Annotated in this window: 12 protein-coding genes; 5 read left to right on the top strand and 7 right to left on the bottom strand. The window is 45.4% G+C overall.

Annotated elements, in window-relative coordinates; all coding sequences use genetic code 11:
• Positions 1 to 70 precede the first annotated feature (70 nt).
• Positions 71 to 1,063, top strand: coding sequence for an RNA polymerase sigma factor RpoS (gene rpoS, locus ACXAFM_RS06570; RefSeq protein WP_118490355.1), 993 nt, complete (start codon positions 71 to 73; stop codon positions 1,061 to 1,063).
• A gap of 128 nt (positions 1,064 to 1,191) precedes the next feature.
• Here rpoS and folA read toward each other — a convergent pair whose 3' ends face one another.
• A complete protein-coding gene (folA, locus tag ACXAFM_RS06575) occupies positions 1,192 to 1,689 on the bottom strand; it encodes a type 3 dihydrofolate reductase (RefSeq protein WP_474830532.1) in 498 nt (165 codons plus the stop codon).
• A gap of 164 nt (positions 1,690 to 1,853) precedes the next feature.
• Here folA and ACXAFM_RS06580 point away from each other — a divergent pair, with 164 nt between their 5' ends.
• On the top strand, positions 1,854 to 2,219 hold the full coding sequence (locus ACXAFM_RS06580) for a hypothetical protein (protein WP_474827992.1): 366 nt from the start codon (positions 1,854 to 1,856) through the stop codon (positions 2,217 to 2,219).
• 216 nt (positions 2,220 to 2,435) lie between these two features.
• Here ACXAFM_RS06580 and cgtA read toward each other — a convergent pair whose 3' ends face one another.
• The 3 genes from cgtA to rplU all read right to left on the bottom strand — a co-directional run bounded on the left by cgtA (position 2,436) and on the right by rplU (position 4,457).
• Positions 2,436 to 3,614, bottom strand: a complete 1,179-nt coding sequence (gene cgtA, locus ACXAFM_RS06585; protein ID WP_474827994.1) for an Obg family GTPase CgtA — start codon at positions 3,612 to 3,614, stop codon at positions 2,436 to 2,438.
• A 258-nt stretch (positions 3,615 to 3,872) separates the two neighbouring features.
• The gene (rpmA, locus tag ACXAFM_RS06590) at positions 3,873 to 4,130 is read right to left on the bottom strand and encodes a 50S ribosomal protein L27 (RefSeq protein ID WP_012517170.1); all 258 of its coding nucleotides are present in this window, start codon (positions 4,128 to 4,130) and stop codon (positions 3,873 to 3,875) included.
• Between the two features lie 15 nt (positions 4,131 to 4,145).
• The gene (rplU, locus tag ACXAFM_RS06595; protein ID WP_012517169.1) at positions 4,146 to 4,457 is read right to left on the bottom strand and encodes a 50S ribosomal protein L21; all 312 of its coding nucleotides are present in this window, start codon (positions 4,455 to 4,457) and stop codon (positions 4,146 to 4,148) included.
• Positions 4,458 to 5,311: 854 nt separating this feature from the next.
• On the opposite strand from rplU, the gene ispB reads away from it, so the two are divergent.
• On the top strand, positions 5,312 to 6,286 hold the full coding sequence (gene ispB / locus ACXAFM_RS06600) for an octaprenyl diphosphate synthase (protein ID WP_039222260.1): 975 nt from the start codon (positions 5,312 to 5,314) through the stop codon (positions 6,284 to 6,286).
• Positions 6,287 to 6,490: 204 nt separating this feature from the next.
• Here the strand turns inward: ispB and ACXAFM_RS06605 are convergent, their stop codons facing one another.
• The 3 genes from ACXAFM_RS06605 to ACXAFM_RS06615 form a co-directional block, all read right to left on the bottom strand.
• Complete coding sequence (locus ACXAFM_RS06605) at positions 6,491 to 7,207, bottom strand: ZIP family metal transporter (protein WP_474827997.1); 717 nt, start codon at positions 7,205 to 7,207, stop codon at positions 6,491 to 6,493.
• A gap of 458 nt (positions 7,208 to 7,665) precedes the next feature.
• On the bottom strand, positions 7,666 to 8,997 hold the full coding sequence (gene pepQ / locus ACXAFM_RS06610) for a Xaa-Pro dipeptidase (protein ID WP_474827999.1): 1,332 nt from the start codon (positions 8,995 to 8,997) through the stop codon (positions 7,666 to 7,668).
• 252 nt (positions 8,998 to 9,249) lie between these two features.
• Positions 9,250 to 11,313, bottom strand: coding sequence for a transglycosylase SLT domain-containing protein (locus ACXAFM_RS06615; RefSeq protein WP_474828001.1), 2,064 nt, complete (start codon positions 11,311 to 11,313; stop codon positions 9,250 to 9,252).
• 496 nt (positions 11,314 to 11,809) lie between these two features.
• Between ACXAFM_RS06615 and fadB the strand changes: the two genes are divergently transcribed.
• Positions 11,810 to 13,960, top strand: coding sequence for a fatty acid oxidation complex subunit alpha FadB (gene fadB, locus ACXAFM_RS06620; RefSeq protein WP_474828003.1), 2,151 nt, complete (start codon positions 11,810 to 11,812; stop codon positions 13,958 to 13,960).
• A gap of 18 nt (positions 13,961 to 13,978) precedes the next feature.
• On the top strand, positions 13,979 to 15,142 hold the full coding sequence (gene fadA, locus ACXAFM_RS06625; protein ID WP_071816941.1) for an acetyl-CoA C-acyltransferase FadA: 1,164 nt from the start codon (positions 13,979 to 13,981) through the stop codon (positions 15,140 to 15,142).
• Positions 15,143 to 15,196: the final 54 nt, after the last annotated feature.

The raw sequence follows: 15,196 nt of genomic DNA on the forward strand, positions 1-15,196 counted from the left end.
AAAATAAATAACAATAAAAAAAGACAAAGGAGAAACGTCATAAGGTAAACCTTGTAGCAGGAGATTCATGATGGGTAAGTCAAATAAAGCCTTGGAATCAAAACCGCAAGATGACTTAGATGTCATCGATATGCCAGCTGATATGAAAGCTGACGAAACCTTAACAAACGACGCTGAACTAGAAAATGACGATGCCATTTTCAGTCAGGATGACCAACCTAAAAACCTAGATGCCACACAGCTTTATCTAGGCGAGATTGGTTTTTCACCACTGCTAACCGCAGAAGAAGAAGTTTATTTTGCGCGCCGCTCACTGAAAGGCTGCGAAGCCTCTCGCAAACGTATGATTGTTAGCAACCTTCGCCTTGTTGTAAAGATTGCTCGCCGTTATAACAACCGTGGATTAGCACTTCTCGACTTAATTGAAGAAGGTAACTTGGGTCTAATCCGTGCCGTAGAAAAGTTTGATCCTGAACGCGGATTCCGCTTTTCAACGTATGCAACCTGGTGGATTCGCCAAACTATCGAACGCGCGATTATGAATCAAACGCGTACTATTCGTTTGCCAATTCACGTAGTCAAAGAACTAAACGTTTATTTACGTGCTTCTCGTGAACTTTCACAAAAGCTTGACCATGAGCCAACTGCAGAAGAAATTGCGGCGGCCCTTGATAAGCCAGTGGAAGATGTAACAAAGATGCTTCGGTTGAATGAACGTATTACCTCTGTCGATACACCTATTGGCGGAGAAAATGACAAAGCACTGCTAGATATTATCGCTGATGAGAAAGAGTTTAGCCCTGAAGAGAGCTTACAAGATTCTGACATCAAAAGTAATATTGTAACTTGGCTTGAAGAGCTTAACCCTAAGCAGCGCGAGGTACTCGCTCGCCGTTTTGGTCTTATGGGATATGAGCCTTCAACCCTTGAAGATGTGGGTGCAGAAATTGGCTTAACACGTGAGCGTGTACGTCAAATTCAAGTGGAAGCACTTCGCCGCCTTCGCGATATGCTGGGTCATCAAGGCCTCTCATTAGAGAACTTGTTCGACCAAATGAAGTAGCTACTACTCACATTGTAGAGTAAAACTTGAATGCCAGTGTTGTTACGCTCTTAAACAAGCGCTTCAACACTGGCATTTTTATTTTAAATTCAAAGTAACCTAACAAGCTTCTTCTCGTTCTGACGATATTAGTTTCTCTCGAGCGTTACAAAAGTATAATCATGCGCATTCTTTTCATCGGCGCTGTGCGCTTCCCGCGATACTTCCGTCCAGCTTGCTGCTGCTTCATAATCCGGGAACTGGGTATCTCCCTCTACTGAAAGTTCAATATGCGTAAGGTACAGGGTATCCGCTTTATCTAAAAAAGATTGATAGATAGTGCCGCCACCAATAATCATTACCTCGTCATTCTCGCCACTTTTATTACTTAATACCTTTGCGACCTCGAATGCCGATTCTGGCGAGTCAACCACAGTAGCGTCAGATAAGCTGTAATCTTCATTACTCGTGATCACAATATTCGGCCTACCCGGAAGCGCCCTACCGATTGATTCGTAGGTTTTGCGACCCATTATGACAGCCTTGCCCAAAGTGATAGCTTTAAAATGCTTCAAGTCAGCGGGTAAATGCCACGGCATATCATTGTCTGCACCAATAATTCTGTTTTTTGCCATAGCAGCAATCATCGCTATTTTCATTGTTAAACCTTCACGCTGAGTTCTCTTTTATACAATGAAGTATATCAACTTCGAAAGGAAAAAGCGTCCATGTCACAACACCTCAAATAAAAACCATTATCATTTGCAATAACAAAAAAGATACTCTAATGTAGAGTTAGGAGGTGGCTACAATGCTAATAAATTACTTATGCCCTAAACATGCTGACTGGGTTTATAGCAATCCAGAGCAAGCGCTTCACGCAATGGCACGGGATGAAATGCAAGGCACTATGCTGATGCAGAGTGATCAGCTAAGTGAAGCAATCCCTTATCTTGGATGCGCATTTGATATCGCCGTTATTTTGCTTGAAGTTGACGGCGGCGAAAATAGCGCGATGACTGCCAAAATTATGAACTTAACCAGCTTACTTGAAGAGATCTATTTCCACTTAACACTTCCTCATCATAGAAACGCCATAGTAGACAGAGCTCATGCGGTAATAAAAGCGTCGAATAGTGTTGCCAACAACACCATACCAATGCGCTTTACCGTATAAAAATGATTTGCGCTGCATGAAAAAAGCTCGCACTTTGCTATAACAAATATGCGAGCTTTCTATTTTTGACAACGGTTTATTTGCGTCAAACTAGTACCGATACAAACACGATGCTAATTGCCTTCGGTCTTTTCTTATCGGTTGTTGCTTAAATCTGATTTCTAACAGCTGCCTTAAGCGATTGCTATCAAACGACTGTTTCTCAGCGATTGTTTCTCAACGACGATACTCAACTTCCACGTCGTAATCGTCTTCGTCCCAGTCGTCATCATCGAGATCGTCACCTAAGCCGTCTTCGAATTCATCATGGGCTTCAAGTGTATTCTTGTGGTAAGTGTCCCACTTAAATTCCACTTCTTTCTTCTCTTCTTCCTCTTCTATTTCCGCAGGAAGGGTTTCGATGAAGTCCATAATGTCGTTACACAAAGGATCTAGGTTCATCTTTTGGAACGCAGATATTTGATAAACTGGGCCTTCCCACTCTAATGCGTCAATAACATGCTGACAGCGCTCTTCCGCTTCTTCTTCAAGTAGCAAATCGACTTTATTAAATACCAACCAACGGGGCTTTTCTGCCAATTTAGGGCTGTATTTTTCAAGCTCTTCAATGATCGCTTTTGCATGTTCGGCAGGATCGGTTTCATCAACAGGGAAAATATCTACAACGTGAAGCAAGATACGACAACGCTCTAAGTGCTTTAAGAAGCGTATGCCTAATCCAGCACCATCCGCAGCACCTTCAATCAAACCGGGGATATCAGCAACAACAAAGCTGCGCTGTGAGTCTTGACGAACTACACCCAAGTTAGGCACTAGCGTTGTAAACGGATAATCAGCCACTTTAGGCTTAGCTGCCGATACAGAGCGTATAAAGGTTGATTTACCTGCGTTAGGCATTCCAAGTAAACCCACATCGGCTAGAAGCATAAGCTCTAGCTTAAGGTTGCGAATTTCACCTGGTGTACCATTGGTCTTTTGGCGTGGGGCACGGTTTGTGCTGCTTTTAAAACGAGCATTGCCTAAACCGTGAAAACCACCTTGTGCCACTTTAAGCTTTTGGCCATGACGAGTTAAGTCACCCAAAACTTCGCCCGTATCGCTATCAGTAGCACGTGTACCCACTGGCACCATTACGGTGAGGTCTTTGCCTTTCTTACCGATACAGTTGCCGCCTTGCCCATTTTGGCCGCGCTCAGCACGGTGAAAGCGCTCGAAGCGATAATCGATCAATGTATTTAGGTTTTCATCGGCTTGTAAGAATACGCTGCCGCCGTCACCACCGTCGCCACCGTCTGGGCCACCTTTAGGTACGTATTTTTCCCTTCTAAAGCCAATGGTACCGTTGCCGCCGTCACCGGCTTCAACGCGAATTTCAGCTTCATCTACAAATTTCATTTATCACTCCGGGCTGTAATGCCGTGGGTTATTAACTTTTTTAATGCGAATACTAAGTTTACACCAAATTGCGCGTCGGCGCTTTTGAGTCTACTCAGCATTTTAAAAAACGAGAAGTAAAACCTTGCCTAGCGTTAATTCGTTCTAGAATTTAAACGCTGTAAAATAAGAACAGAAAAAGAAAGAAAGGTTTCACAAAACAAAAAACCCCGCAAGCGCGGGGTTTTTCTAAGCCTGTTCGGCGAGAAGCTTTCGCGCTTACTCAGCTACGATGCTTACAAATTTACGGTTCTTCGGTCCTTTAACGTCGAACTGAACTTTACCGTCTTTTAGTGCAAACAACGTGTGGTCTTTACCGATACCCATGTTGTCACCAGCGTGGAAACGAGTACCACGTTGACGAACAATGATGTTACCAGCAAGAACAGATTCACCACCAAAGCGCTTAACACCTAGGCGTTTACTTTCTGAATCACGACCGTTTTTGGTACTACCACCAGCTTTTTTGTGTGCCATGTGTTCGTGCTCCTATTATGCGTTGATACCAGTGATTTTCACTTCTGTGAACCACTGACGGTGACCCGCTTGCTTACGAGAGTGCTTACGACGACGGAACTTAACGATTTTTACTTTATCGCCACGACCGTGTGTAACAACCTCAGCAGTCACCTTACCACCAGCAACGATTGGTGTGCCGATTTTTACGTCGTCACCGTTGCTTACCATTAAAACTTTGTCAAATTCAACCGTTTCGCCTGGGGCTACTTCGATTTTTTCAAGACGAACGGTTTGGCCTTCGGCCACACGGTGTTGTTTACCGCCACTTTGGAAAACCGCGTACATAGTTAACTCCGCTCTGCGTCCACTGACGCTTCAATTCAAAAAACAGGGCGCGAATTGTACGTGAAACATCCGTAAATCACAACCCCGATTCGCAGAAAAATAGATTATTTTTCCAACATGGGGCGAATTATGCCCCAATTGCGTATTTGATGCAGCTTCAAATGCCCAAAAACCGTTAAAAAATCACAATTTTTTTCGTTAAATCAGCAAAAAACTATCAGTGTGGGAAGATAAAAGTAGCCGTAATACAGGTTAAGTTTGATGAAAAACGCGATCTCAATCGTATGAGATCCGTTAGCCAGATCGCTAACAGATCGACAACGTACTACTACGATCAAACTTTTAAATTCTGACTTAGTTGTAATTACATTCCCTCTGAGTATAGTGCTGGGGTTGTTTGTACAAGCGATGATCAAATCTCAAGTATGGATCGCTTCAACATTTGGGCGATTTATTGTTAATGTGAAATCTCGATCTCCGTCGCCCATTTTCATCTTTTTCTTATGCACCAAAATCAACCTAGCAGTACCGCTCAACTTTCTTGCTTAAACATCAAAAAATAGCGCTTTGACATGAAAAATTGACAAGAGCATCTATAATCAGAGGTAATTGAATGGATTCGCCCGATTTGGAAACAAAACGCTTGAACAAATACACTGCAGAAAACGGAATTTCGATGGTGGATTACATTTCGACTAATTTCACTTTCGGTTTAACCGTATTTAAGGAATTACACGTAAATACGTTAAGCTGTCATTTTTTAAGACAATTTGGTGGATAGTACTGATGATTAAGGTACAATCGCCACCAATAATTGCCCAAGACGATAAGAGTAAGTATTTATTGCCATGCCTATGGATATAGATTCAATCCGCGCCCTGTCTAATGATGATATGCAAGCGGTAAACCAGCTGATTCAACAACAAGTCGACTCTGATGTTGCCCTTATTAATCAGCTTGGTTTTTACATAGTAAACAGTGGCGGCAAACGCTTACGCCCACTTCTTACCGTGTTAAGTGCGCGGGCAATGGGTATTAATAATAATGATCACCACACGCTTGCTGCAATTGTAGAGTTTATTCATACCGCTACCCTGCTACACGACGACGTGGTTGACGAGTCGACCATGCGCAGAGGGCGTGAGACTGCAAATGCTATCTTTGGTAATCAGGCATCGGTATTGGTAGGCGACTTTCTTTATACTCGCTCTTTCCAAATGATGGTAAGCCTAAAACGCATGCGCGTTATGGAAATACTGTCGGAAGCCACAAACCAAATTGCAGAAGGCGAAGTGTTACAGTTGATGAATTGTAACGATGCCAGCACGACAGAAGCCCGCTATTTTGACGTGATCTACGGCAAAACAGCGCGCTTGTTTGAAGCTGCTACACAATTAGCGGCTGTGCTGACCGACCAAAATGAACACATTGAACACGCCATGCAAGAATACGGCAAGCACTTAGGCACAGCCTTTCAGCTAGCTGACGATATACTAGATTACATGGCTGACAGCGAAGAAATGGGCAAGAATGCTGGCGACGACTTAGCTGAAGGTAAGCCTACGCTGCCATTACTGTACGCTATGTGGCACGCAAAGAATGATGACGATAAAGCGCTTATTCAAGAAGCCATTGAGCAAAGTAACGGCCTACCACACCTCACGCGTATTCAAGGCATTATGGAAGAAACCGGCGCTTTGGACTACACACGTGAATGTGCACAAAAAGAAGTGCAAATGGCCATTGATAGCCTTAACGCTATAGAAGACTCTGAATATAAAGAAGCGCTTATTGCGCTGGCACATATTTCAATTGAGCGTACGAGCTAGTTACCGACTGATGTTATGAAAAGGCGTGTTGTAAACAACACGCCTTTTTTGTGGGTAAAACCTGGATAGCACTTAAAACGTAGGCTTCAAACTTGTCGATACACAAAATGTTTTCAAAGCTCTGACAAGCCAATTCAATAAAGAACTTTCTCTGCGCTGATTCATCATGAAAACAAACGTTTAGGCTAAGCGCATTTTTATAAGCTACCCTTCAAGCATAAAGCCGATCAGGCCTACTAAGAAGCCAAGAATACCACCAAGGGGTGGCAACCAATGGTTTTCCATACGAATTTGCGGTGCTATATCTTGGAACACTGAATAAAGAATACCACCTGCAGCAAACAGCATAATCCCGCTCATAATCACTGGGAACTGGGCTAAATAGTAAAAGCCTAGCAAACTGAATAACGGCCCGAGTAACGCCATCAGAACAAAGATAACAATGAGTTTATTGCTACGCTGTTTGTTTTTGGGCAACATTTCTCTGTAGGCGTTAAACCCTTCTGGTAGGTTTTGTACCGCAATCAATAGGCCTAGTAGCATGGTGCCACCGCCTAAAGCTGCCGTGGTACCTAGGGCGATAGACTCTGGCACAAAGTCACTCAGCATAGCGGCTAACTGGCTGCCTGCGGTTTTCTTTTTCGCTAAATAAATATCAAGGGCCATAAAAGCTAAGGCGCCACCAATAAAACACGATATGGCAGCAAATACCGATACATCTTTTATCCCTTCGGGCACAAGTACTAAGCCTACTGCTGATATTAGGGCCCCTGCCCCAAGTGCTAAAATGCCGTGGCGTAACTCTTTTTCCAGCCACTTAGGTTGGATACCCTGGTAAGTCGCTAAAATAGCGCCCGCGGGCATGGCTAAGCCTGCTACCGTTGCCATTACCAGTAAACCTACAATATCGCCTTGTGACATAAAGACTCCTTTCTCGCTTTTGTCTGTGCACGTCTATTTATTGATTACTACACACAGCAGCATTGGTTTACAAATAATACCAGTCCGTACAGATTATTACCCACTCAGCGAGATTTAAAATGTTCGTAATCGCGGCGTGTTACCGCAGGTATAGTGGTTCTACATCAAGGTGACACAACAAAGAGTACGTACATTTTAAACTCGCCCTTCGGGAAGGCCTGGCAAGCATCCTAGCTTCATTCTGGGAATTTGAAAGGGTCAGCCGTTCTTGGCATTCCCACGCTTCGCTATGAAGCTTTCCAGCGCCTTCTGAGTGGGCAATTATCTATGCGGAATGGTATAAATATAAATTTCAGAATCTTTTTCTACGCGCTCAATAAAAAAGAGCAGCCTTATGCTGCCCTTTATATTCATGAAAATAGTTTGAGCTTGCGATTAGCTAAACTCGAAAAAACCGATTAATTTAAATCTAAATCTCGAGTCATATTCTCGTTCTTGTCGCGATGCACAATGATATTGTCTTCAATACGAATGCCGCCAAACGGCTTGTATGCATCAATAGTACCCCAGTTAATGTACTTAGACGCAGGCGTCGCTTTCAGGTCGCGCAGCAAGCTTTCGATAAAGTACAAGCCAGGTTCAATAGTAAACACCTGACGGGCTTCAACCATTCGCGTGCAGCGCAAGAACGGGTGCTCATCAGGAGCAGGCTTAGGCGTACCGCGATCGTCGTTGACAAGACCACCTACGTCGTGCACCTGAAGGCCCAAGAAGTGACCAATACCGTGTGGGAAAAAAGTACGGGTAATACCCATTTCTACGATTTCTGGCGGCGTTAAATTCACCATGCCAGTATCGTGAAGAATTTGTGCAATGCCGTCGTGGGCCAACAAATGAATGTCGGTATAAGCTACGCCAGGCTTCAACGAGTCGACCAAAGTCAGCGTTACCTTGTCTACCGCCTGAATGAGGTCGCGAAACATCGCTGAATTCTGAACTCCGTCTTGAGCATAAGTACGGGTAATATCTGCCGCATAGCCATGATAATTAGCACCCGCATCAATCAAAAACGAACGGGATTCTTTTGGCGCTTCAGTATCGCACTGCATATAATGAAGAATTGAAGCGTGTTCGTTAAGTGCCACAATACTGGTGTAAGGCACATCGTTATCGCCTTGTCGAGATGCGGCTGCATAGGCAAGATTGATATCAAACTCGCTTTTACCTTCACGGAAGGCTTGCTCTGCCGCCTTATGACCTGCTACCGCCAGCTTGTTAGCTTCGCGCATGCAATCTAGCTCGTAGTCGGTTTTATAAGCACGTTGATAGTGCAAATAATGCAACACGCGGTCTGGGTTTACATTATCAAAGCCCAGCGCTTTGGCCACTTCAATATATTCGCCTACATAAGCAAAACGGCTTTTGTCATAAGGCAGGAATTTCTCTACCGCATCGGCCTGTTGAAGCAACTTAATGTCGAAGCTGTCAGTCCAAAAATCATTTGGCTCTGGCGGTACTTTGTGCCAGAAATCTTCGGGACGATAGAAAATAAGCGTAGGCTTGTCTACACCGTTCACCACCAGCCAACAGTTAGGGTTATCAATAACAGGCACCCACGCTTTGAACTGCGGGTTTACCTTGAATGGGTAATGATTATCGTCTAAGAAAAGGCGCTTGCCCTGCCCTGAGTGAATAACTAGTCCGTCTAGCCCTTCTCGCTGCAGTGCTTCGCGAGTTCTAGCTTGAAGCTCTTCGATATGCTGTTGGTAGGTTGCTTTATGTTGCGACATAGCCCCTCTTATCTTTTTAGTCGTTAGATGGAACACATTATACCTGCGGTAACACACCGCGATTACGAACATTTTTACTCTGGCTGAGTAGGTAATGACATATGCGGACTGGTGTTAGCTACCAGTGTACCACGAGGCCAGTATGACGTGCATACTCGCTAAGACCGCTGTGCTGTTGTTTACGTTAAGTTTCCCAACTGGTAAATAATAACGTATTGAAAGGCGTACCCTTATACGCCTAACCTTTGACAACTATCGCGGTGCTAGTTGCAGTGTACCTGTTACCGGATGTGTACTGACCGCATCAGCCGATGGGATCATATCGCGGGTAAGTTGAGGGAAGATATTCTCGTTTCCACCTAACTGTTGGTCGTAAATATGCTGATACGCCATCACCGCCTTTACGTAAGCACGGGTTTCTTTATAGGGAATATTCTCAATCCAAATATCCACGGGCAGCGCTTCGTTAGCTGGCAACCATTCTAACACCTTGCGCCACCCCGCATTATACGATGCGGACACCAGCACAGGGTTATTGTTTAGCTTGTCCATTAAATAACGAAGGTACTGCACGCCGTATTCAACGTTATCGTCTACCTGAAAAAGTGTGCTACGACTTACTTTCTCTTTTGCCACATAACGCGCGGTTCCAGGCATAAGCTGCATGAGCCCTGCTGCACCCACAGAAGAGATCGCATCGCTTCTAAACGAACTTTCGCGGCGTGCTATAGCCATAGCCAGCGACTTTGAAATGCTGTATGCCTGTGACTTTTCGCTGAATACATCATTAAAGGCCAGTGGGAATCGGCGTTCCACATCGTCCCAATAGCCGCTTCTTGCGAAGCTGGTAATTGCTTGGTCGTACAGCCCCCACTCATAAGCGAGTATGCCTGCATCAGTCACTTTCGCCTCAGGCAAATGGGAAAGCAAGTAGTACCACTCTCTACGCGCTTCTGTAGTTCTGTCTAACCTGAAAAATTCTACAGCGCGCATAGTAGCTGGGGTTTTCGCCACACTGGCTATAGCTGCCGTGTTTCTTGGTGCCGGCGTATGAGCAAGAGACGGAATTTCGCCTACATGTGCACTGGCCATAAAGCCATAGTAATGGCGTTCTTGCGCAAGCTCTTTGTAAAGCACAGTAGCCTGCATAGTTTGACCAAGCGCTTCTAAAGCACGGGCTTTCCAATAGCGATAGTTTTCTTCTTGCTGCAAACTGGCAGGAGCGCTCTCAATAACATTAACCACTTCCTGCCACTTTTTCGTGCGCAATAAATGGGAAATATGCCAAAGCTTTACATCTTCACTGGCGCCTTGCACATCAGCAAGTTCTAGCCACTGATGGGCTTGGGGAAGGCGGTCTAGTGTGTAGCTAAGCGCTATTGCTCTTCGCATAACGTGTTGCTGGGCTTGTGAGAAGATGTTCTTGTCGTTGTAACGGTTAAAAACCTTGCCTGCTAAATCAGGGTTTCGCCAGGCTAGTTTTTCTATTGCCCACACTATTACCTCAGCTTCATGCGAAGTATTTTTAAGTGGGAAAAGCGCGGTTTTATTAACGCGGCTAGTGTCGCGGGTTACCGATAACCATGCGTCTGCAATGTATTGCTTATCGCTGGGAAGTTGGCGTTTTAGGTAAGAGATAATACTTCGGTTGTCTTCTTTTGCCGCAATTTCAATGCGTTTTATCACCATGTCTGGCGTCATCATGCCTGCTTTTTTCCACTTCGCAAAAAGCGGATCGCATTCGTCAGGCTGGGACTGACCATGAAGCCAAAGCGCATCCACTTCATGGAGAATATCTTGTTCGCTTTCACCTTCTTTTAAACGGTAATTAAGCGCAACACAGGTAAGCCGCGCGCCCATACCGGGGCGATAATTTTCTAGAAAGGTGCTGCGGTAATCTTTTTTAGCTAAGTAGTTGAGCCACTTGTAGCGCACTCCGTAGCTTACTGGCTGACCGTTAAAGTCGTCCAAAAACTGACTAACTTCGCGCTTTGTTTTGATTGACATGGTGCGCTCTAGTTTAAGCCGTAGCAGGTACGGATAAAGTGGATAATGCGCTAACTCATAAATGTCGTTATCAAGGTGTTGAAGGCGGTGTTTCGAATAAGTAAGCAGCTTCTTTTCAACTTCTAAATAGCGGGCACGATCTTTTTCGAAAATATCTTCGGGTAGTGTTAAAGGCTGTGCAGCCCATGCGCCGATAGAGAAAAATGAAGAAAGCGAGCAAACTAATGCCCCCACAACGGTGGCGAATAATTTATTATTTTTTGCCAGCGAGCGCTGACCTGACCGTGAACTAAAATAAAAACCAGACACAATAGAACTCCTACCCTGCTCTACACTCGAATGACCTATGAAAACCGGAGAATTAGCCTAATCGAGCTGATTGTAAAATGTTGCTGATAAAGCAGCACTACGACTGACCCACTACATTTGTTTCATAAACAAAGGGAAAATTTCAGCCTGGCTCCGTGCCAAAGAAGATGTTGTGCCAGCTGTCGTTATTTATGCTTTACAAACATAGTTGACATGATTGTAGATTATTCTTTTGCTGGATTGGCGCTTTGGGCCAATAACGCTCATTATACAACCACCAATACCGAAATGAAGCGTGAATTCGATATTTAGACTTGAATTTAAGTCATCGGACCACTACCTTAGACAAATTGAAACGCTTGTTTGATTTTTTGTTGAAATTTTGTGTGGCTTTGTAAAGAATCTAGCCACCCTAACGCGTTAGTGAATGCATACGACCCTACAAATTAGTTGGATTACTTCACTAACATCCTGGCCAATGCCGAAGGAGATGATAATGATATACACAGGCAAAAGTCTTTCCGTCAGCCTGTTAGATGACGGCTTTGCTGAGCTGGTATTCGACGCCGAAGGTTCAGTAAACAAGTTCGACCGCCAAACGGTGACCGAGCTTGACGAAGCAACAAAAGCCCTACTTGCTAAAGGCGATGTTAAAGGCTTAGTAGTACGCAGTGCAAAACCTGCATTTATCGTAGGTGCAGATATCACCGAGTTCACTGGTTTATTCGCCATGGACGATGCCGAGGTACTACAGTGGGTTGCCAATACTTCACAAGTATTCGACCGCTTCGAAGACCTACCTTTCCCTACCATCGCTGCAGTTAACGGCTTCGCGCTTGGCGGCGGCTGTGAAATGGCATTGGCTTGTGACATGCGTATTGCAGACACTACCGCTTCAATTGGTTTACCAGAAGTTAAGCTAGGCCTCATGCCTGGTTTTGGTGGTACGGTTCGCCTACCTCGCCTTATTGGTGCAGACAATGCGCTTGAGTGGATGACTACTGGCCGTGACAGAAAAGGCGCGAAAGCCCTTGCTGAAGGCGCAGTTGATGCAGTTGTAGCACCAGAGGCGCTAGTTGAAGGCGCGCTTTCAATGGTGAAAGACGCCGTTGACGGTAAATTTGACTGGCAAGCACGTCGTGCGGTTAAGAAAGCCCCACTACAGCTAAACAAAAACGAAGCCATGATGAGCTTCTCGACAGCTCAAGCTATGGTATTTGCGCAAGCTGGCAAACATTACCCAGCACCGCACAAAATGGTTGAGACTGTTCAAAAAGCAGCGGGCCTAGACCGTGAAGGTGCACTTAAGCTTGAAAATGAAGGCTTTGTGGCGTTAGCGAAAACCGACGCAGCGAAAGCGCAAATTGGTATTTTCCTTGCCGACCAGCTAGTTAAGAGCAAAGGTAAAAAGCAAGCAAAAGCGGCAACCAAGCAATCTAAGCTTAACGCTGTACTAGGTGCAGGCATCATGGGTGGCGGTATTGCATACCAAAGCGCGGTGAAAGGCACACCGGTAGTCATGAAAGACATTAACCAAGGTGCACTAGACCTTGGTCTTTCAGAAGCAGCAAAAATTCTTGGTAAAGGTATGCAGCGCGGTAAAGTTGATGCGACTAAAATGGCGCAAACGCTTAACGCAATTACACCTACCCTTGAGTACAGCACGCTTAAAGATGCAGACCTTGTGATTGAAGCGGTTGTAGAAAACCCGAAAGTAAAAGGTATTGTACTCAAGGAAGTAGAAGACAACGTAGCAGACGACGCTATCATCACTTCAAACACTTCTACTATCTCTATCAATCAGCTAGCTGAAAGCCTAGACAAGCCAGAGCGCTTCTGTGGTATGCACTTCTTCAACCCAGTGCACCGCATGCCGCTTGTTGAAATTATTCGTGGCGAAAAAACGTCAGAAGAAACCATCAATGCGGTAGTAGCCGCTACCCTTAAAATGGGCAAAACCCCAATTGTGGTTAACGACTGCCCTGGGTTCTTGGTAAACCGCGTATTGTTCCCATACTTTGCGGGCTTCAGTAAGCTTCTTATCGACGGCGCAGACTTCGTTGCAGTTGATAAAGTAATGGAAAAAATCTTCGGCTGGCCTATGGGACCTGCTTACCTAATGGACGTTGTAGGTATCGACACGGGCGATCACGCAGCAGACGTGATGGCAGCGGGTATTCCAGAGCGTATGGCGCGCCTAGACAACGACCCGGTAACCCTGTTCTACAAAGAAGAACGTTTAGGTCAGAAGAACGGTAAAGGTTTCTACAACTACGGTGTTGATAAGCGCGGTAAGCCGTCTAAAACACCTGCTGAAGAAGCATACGCACTAATGGCGCCACACGTAGCTGAAAAGACAGACTTTGAAGCTGACGACATTATTGCACGCCTTATGATCCCTATGGCAAACGAAGCAATTCGCTGCCTAGAAGAAGGCATTGTAGATAGCGCAGCTGAAGCAGATATGGCGCTACTTTACGGCTTAGGTTTCCCTCCATTCCGCGGTGGTATTTTCCGTTGGATTGAAACCATTGGCTTGGCGAACTTTGTTGCTATGGCAGACAAGTACGCTGAACTTGGTCCTATTTATCAGATCTCAGACGGCGTTCGTGAAATGGCCGCTGCTGGTAAATCATATTTCGCATAAGACCCGGAGGAAAAACTAATGAAAGAAGTGGTCGTAATCGATTGCGTACGTACCCCTATGGGTCGTTCAAAAAACGGTGTTTTCAGAAATGTGCGCGCAGAAGACCTTTCTGCAGCACTAATGACCGCGCTACTAGAGCGTAACCCTGGCGTAAACCCAGCGGAAATTGAAGACATCATTTGGGGCTGTGTTCAGCAAACTAAAGAACAAGGCTTCAACGTTGCACGTAACGCGCAACTACTAACACAAATTCCACGCACAACAGGCGCGGTAACGGTTAACCGTTTATGTGGTTCATCAATGCAAGCGCTTCACGATGCAACAAGTGGCATCATGAGCGGCCGTGGTGACATTTACATGATTGGTGGTGTTGAGCACATGGGTCACGTACCGATGAACTACAACATCGACTTCCACCCAGGTCTTGCTAAGTACACGGCAAAAGCGTCGGGCATGATGGGTATGACCGCCGAGCTACTTGGCCGTCAAAACGGTATTACTCGTGAGCAACAAGACGCATTTGGTGCGCGTTCGCACCAGCTAGCGCATAAAGCACACCTTGAAGGCCGCTGGGCTAACGAGATTGTGCCTGTTGAAGGTCACGATGCAAACGGCGTATTAAAGCTAATTGACTACGATGAAGTAGTACGCCCAGAAAGCACGGCTGAGAGCATGGCGGCACTTCGCCCTGTGTTCGACCCAGTAAACGGTACCGTTACTGCAGGCACGTCTTCTGCGCTGTCTGACGGTGCATCTGCTATGCTACTTATGTCAGCAGACCGTGCGAAAGAGCTTGGCCTAACACCACGTGCGAAAATTCGCTCAATGGCGGTGGCTGGTTGTGATGCGGCAATTATGGGCTACGGCCCAGTTCCAGCAACACAAAAAGCCCTTAAGCGTGCTGGCCTTACTATGGACGATATTGAGCTTGCTGAGTTTAACGAAGCGTTCGCGGCACAGGCACTATCGTGCATTAAGCAACTAGGTTGGATGGACCATCTAGATACTAAGATTAACCTTAACGGTGGTGCGATTGCACTTGGTCACCCACTAGGTTGTTCTGGTTCACGTATCTCAGGTACGCTTATCAACCTAATGGAATCACAAGACGTAAGCCTAGGCTTAGCGACTATGTGTATTGGTTTAGGCCAAGGTATTGCTACCGTATTTGAGCGTGTATAAGCGTTTATATTAGAGCTTTAAAGCTAAATTTTGAAAAGGGCCTTCGGGCCCTTT

This window comes from Alteromonas sp. ABD4_190, from assembly GCF_056160105.1.

Excerpts from the sequence above, each read along its gene's own strand:
- rpoS (WP_118490355.1), top strand. The coding sequence starts at position 71 with ATGGGTAAGTCAAATAAAGCCTTGGAATCAAAACCGCAAGATGACTTA.
- folA (WP_474830532.1), bottom strand. The coding sequence starts at position 1,689 with ATGATTGCTGCTATGGCAAAAAACAGAATTATTGGTGCAGACAATGAT.
- ACXAFM_RS06580 (WP_474827992.1), top strand. The coding sequence starts at position 1,854 with ATGCTAATAAATTACTTATGCCCTAAACATGCTGACTGGGTTTATAGC.
- cgtA (WP_474827994.1), bottom strand. The coding sequence starts at position 3,614 with ATGAAATTTGTAGATGAAGCTGAAATTCGCGTTGAAGCCGGTGACGGC.
- rpmA (WP_012517170.1), bottom strand. The coding sequence starts at position 4,130 with ATGGCACACAAAAAAGCTGGTGGTAGTACCAAAAACGGTCGTGATTCA.
- rplU (WP_012517169.1), bottom strand. The coding sequence starts at position 4,457 with ATGTACGCGGTTTTCCAAAGTGGCGGTAAACAACACCGTGTGGCCGAA.
- ispB (WP_039222260.1), top strand. The coding sequence starts at position 5,312 with ATGGATATAGATTCAATCCGCGCCCTGTCTAATGATGATATGCAAGCG.
- ACXAFM_RS06605 (WP_474827997.1), bottom strand. The coding sequence starts at position 7,207 with ATGTCACAAGGCGATATTGTAGGTTTACTGGTAATGGCAACGGTAGCA.
- pepQ (WP_474827999.1), bottom strand. The coding sequence starts at position 8,997 with ATGTCGCAACATAAAGCAACCTACCAACAGCATATCGAAGAGCTTCAA.
- fadB (WP_474828003.1), top strand. The coding sequence starts at position 11,810 with ATGATATACACAGGCAAAAGTCTTTCCGTCAGCCTGTTAGATGACGGC.
- fadA (WP_071816941.1), top strand. The coding sequence starts at position 13,979 with ATGAAAGAAGTGGTCGTAATCGATTGCGTACGTACCCCTATGGGTCGT.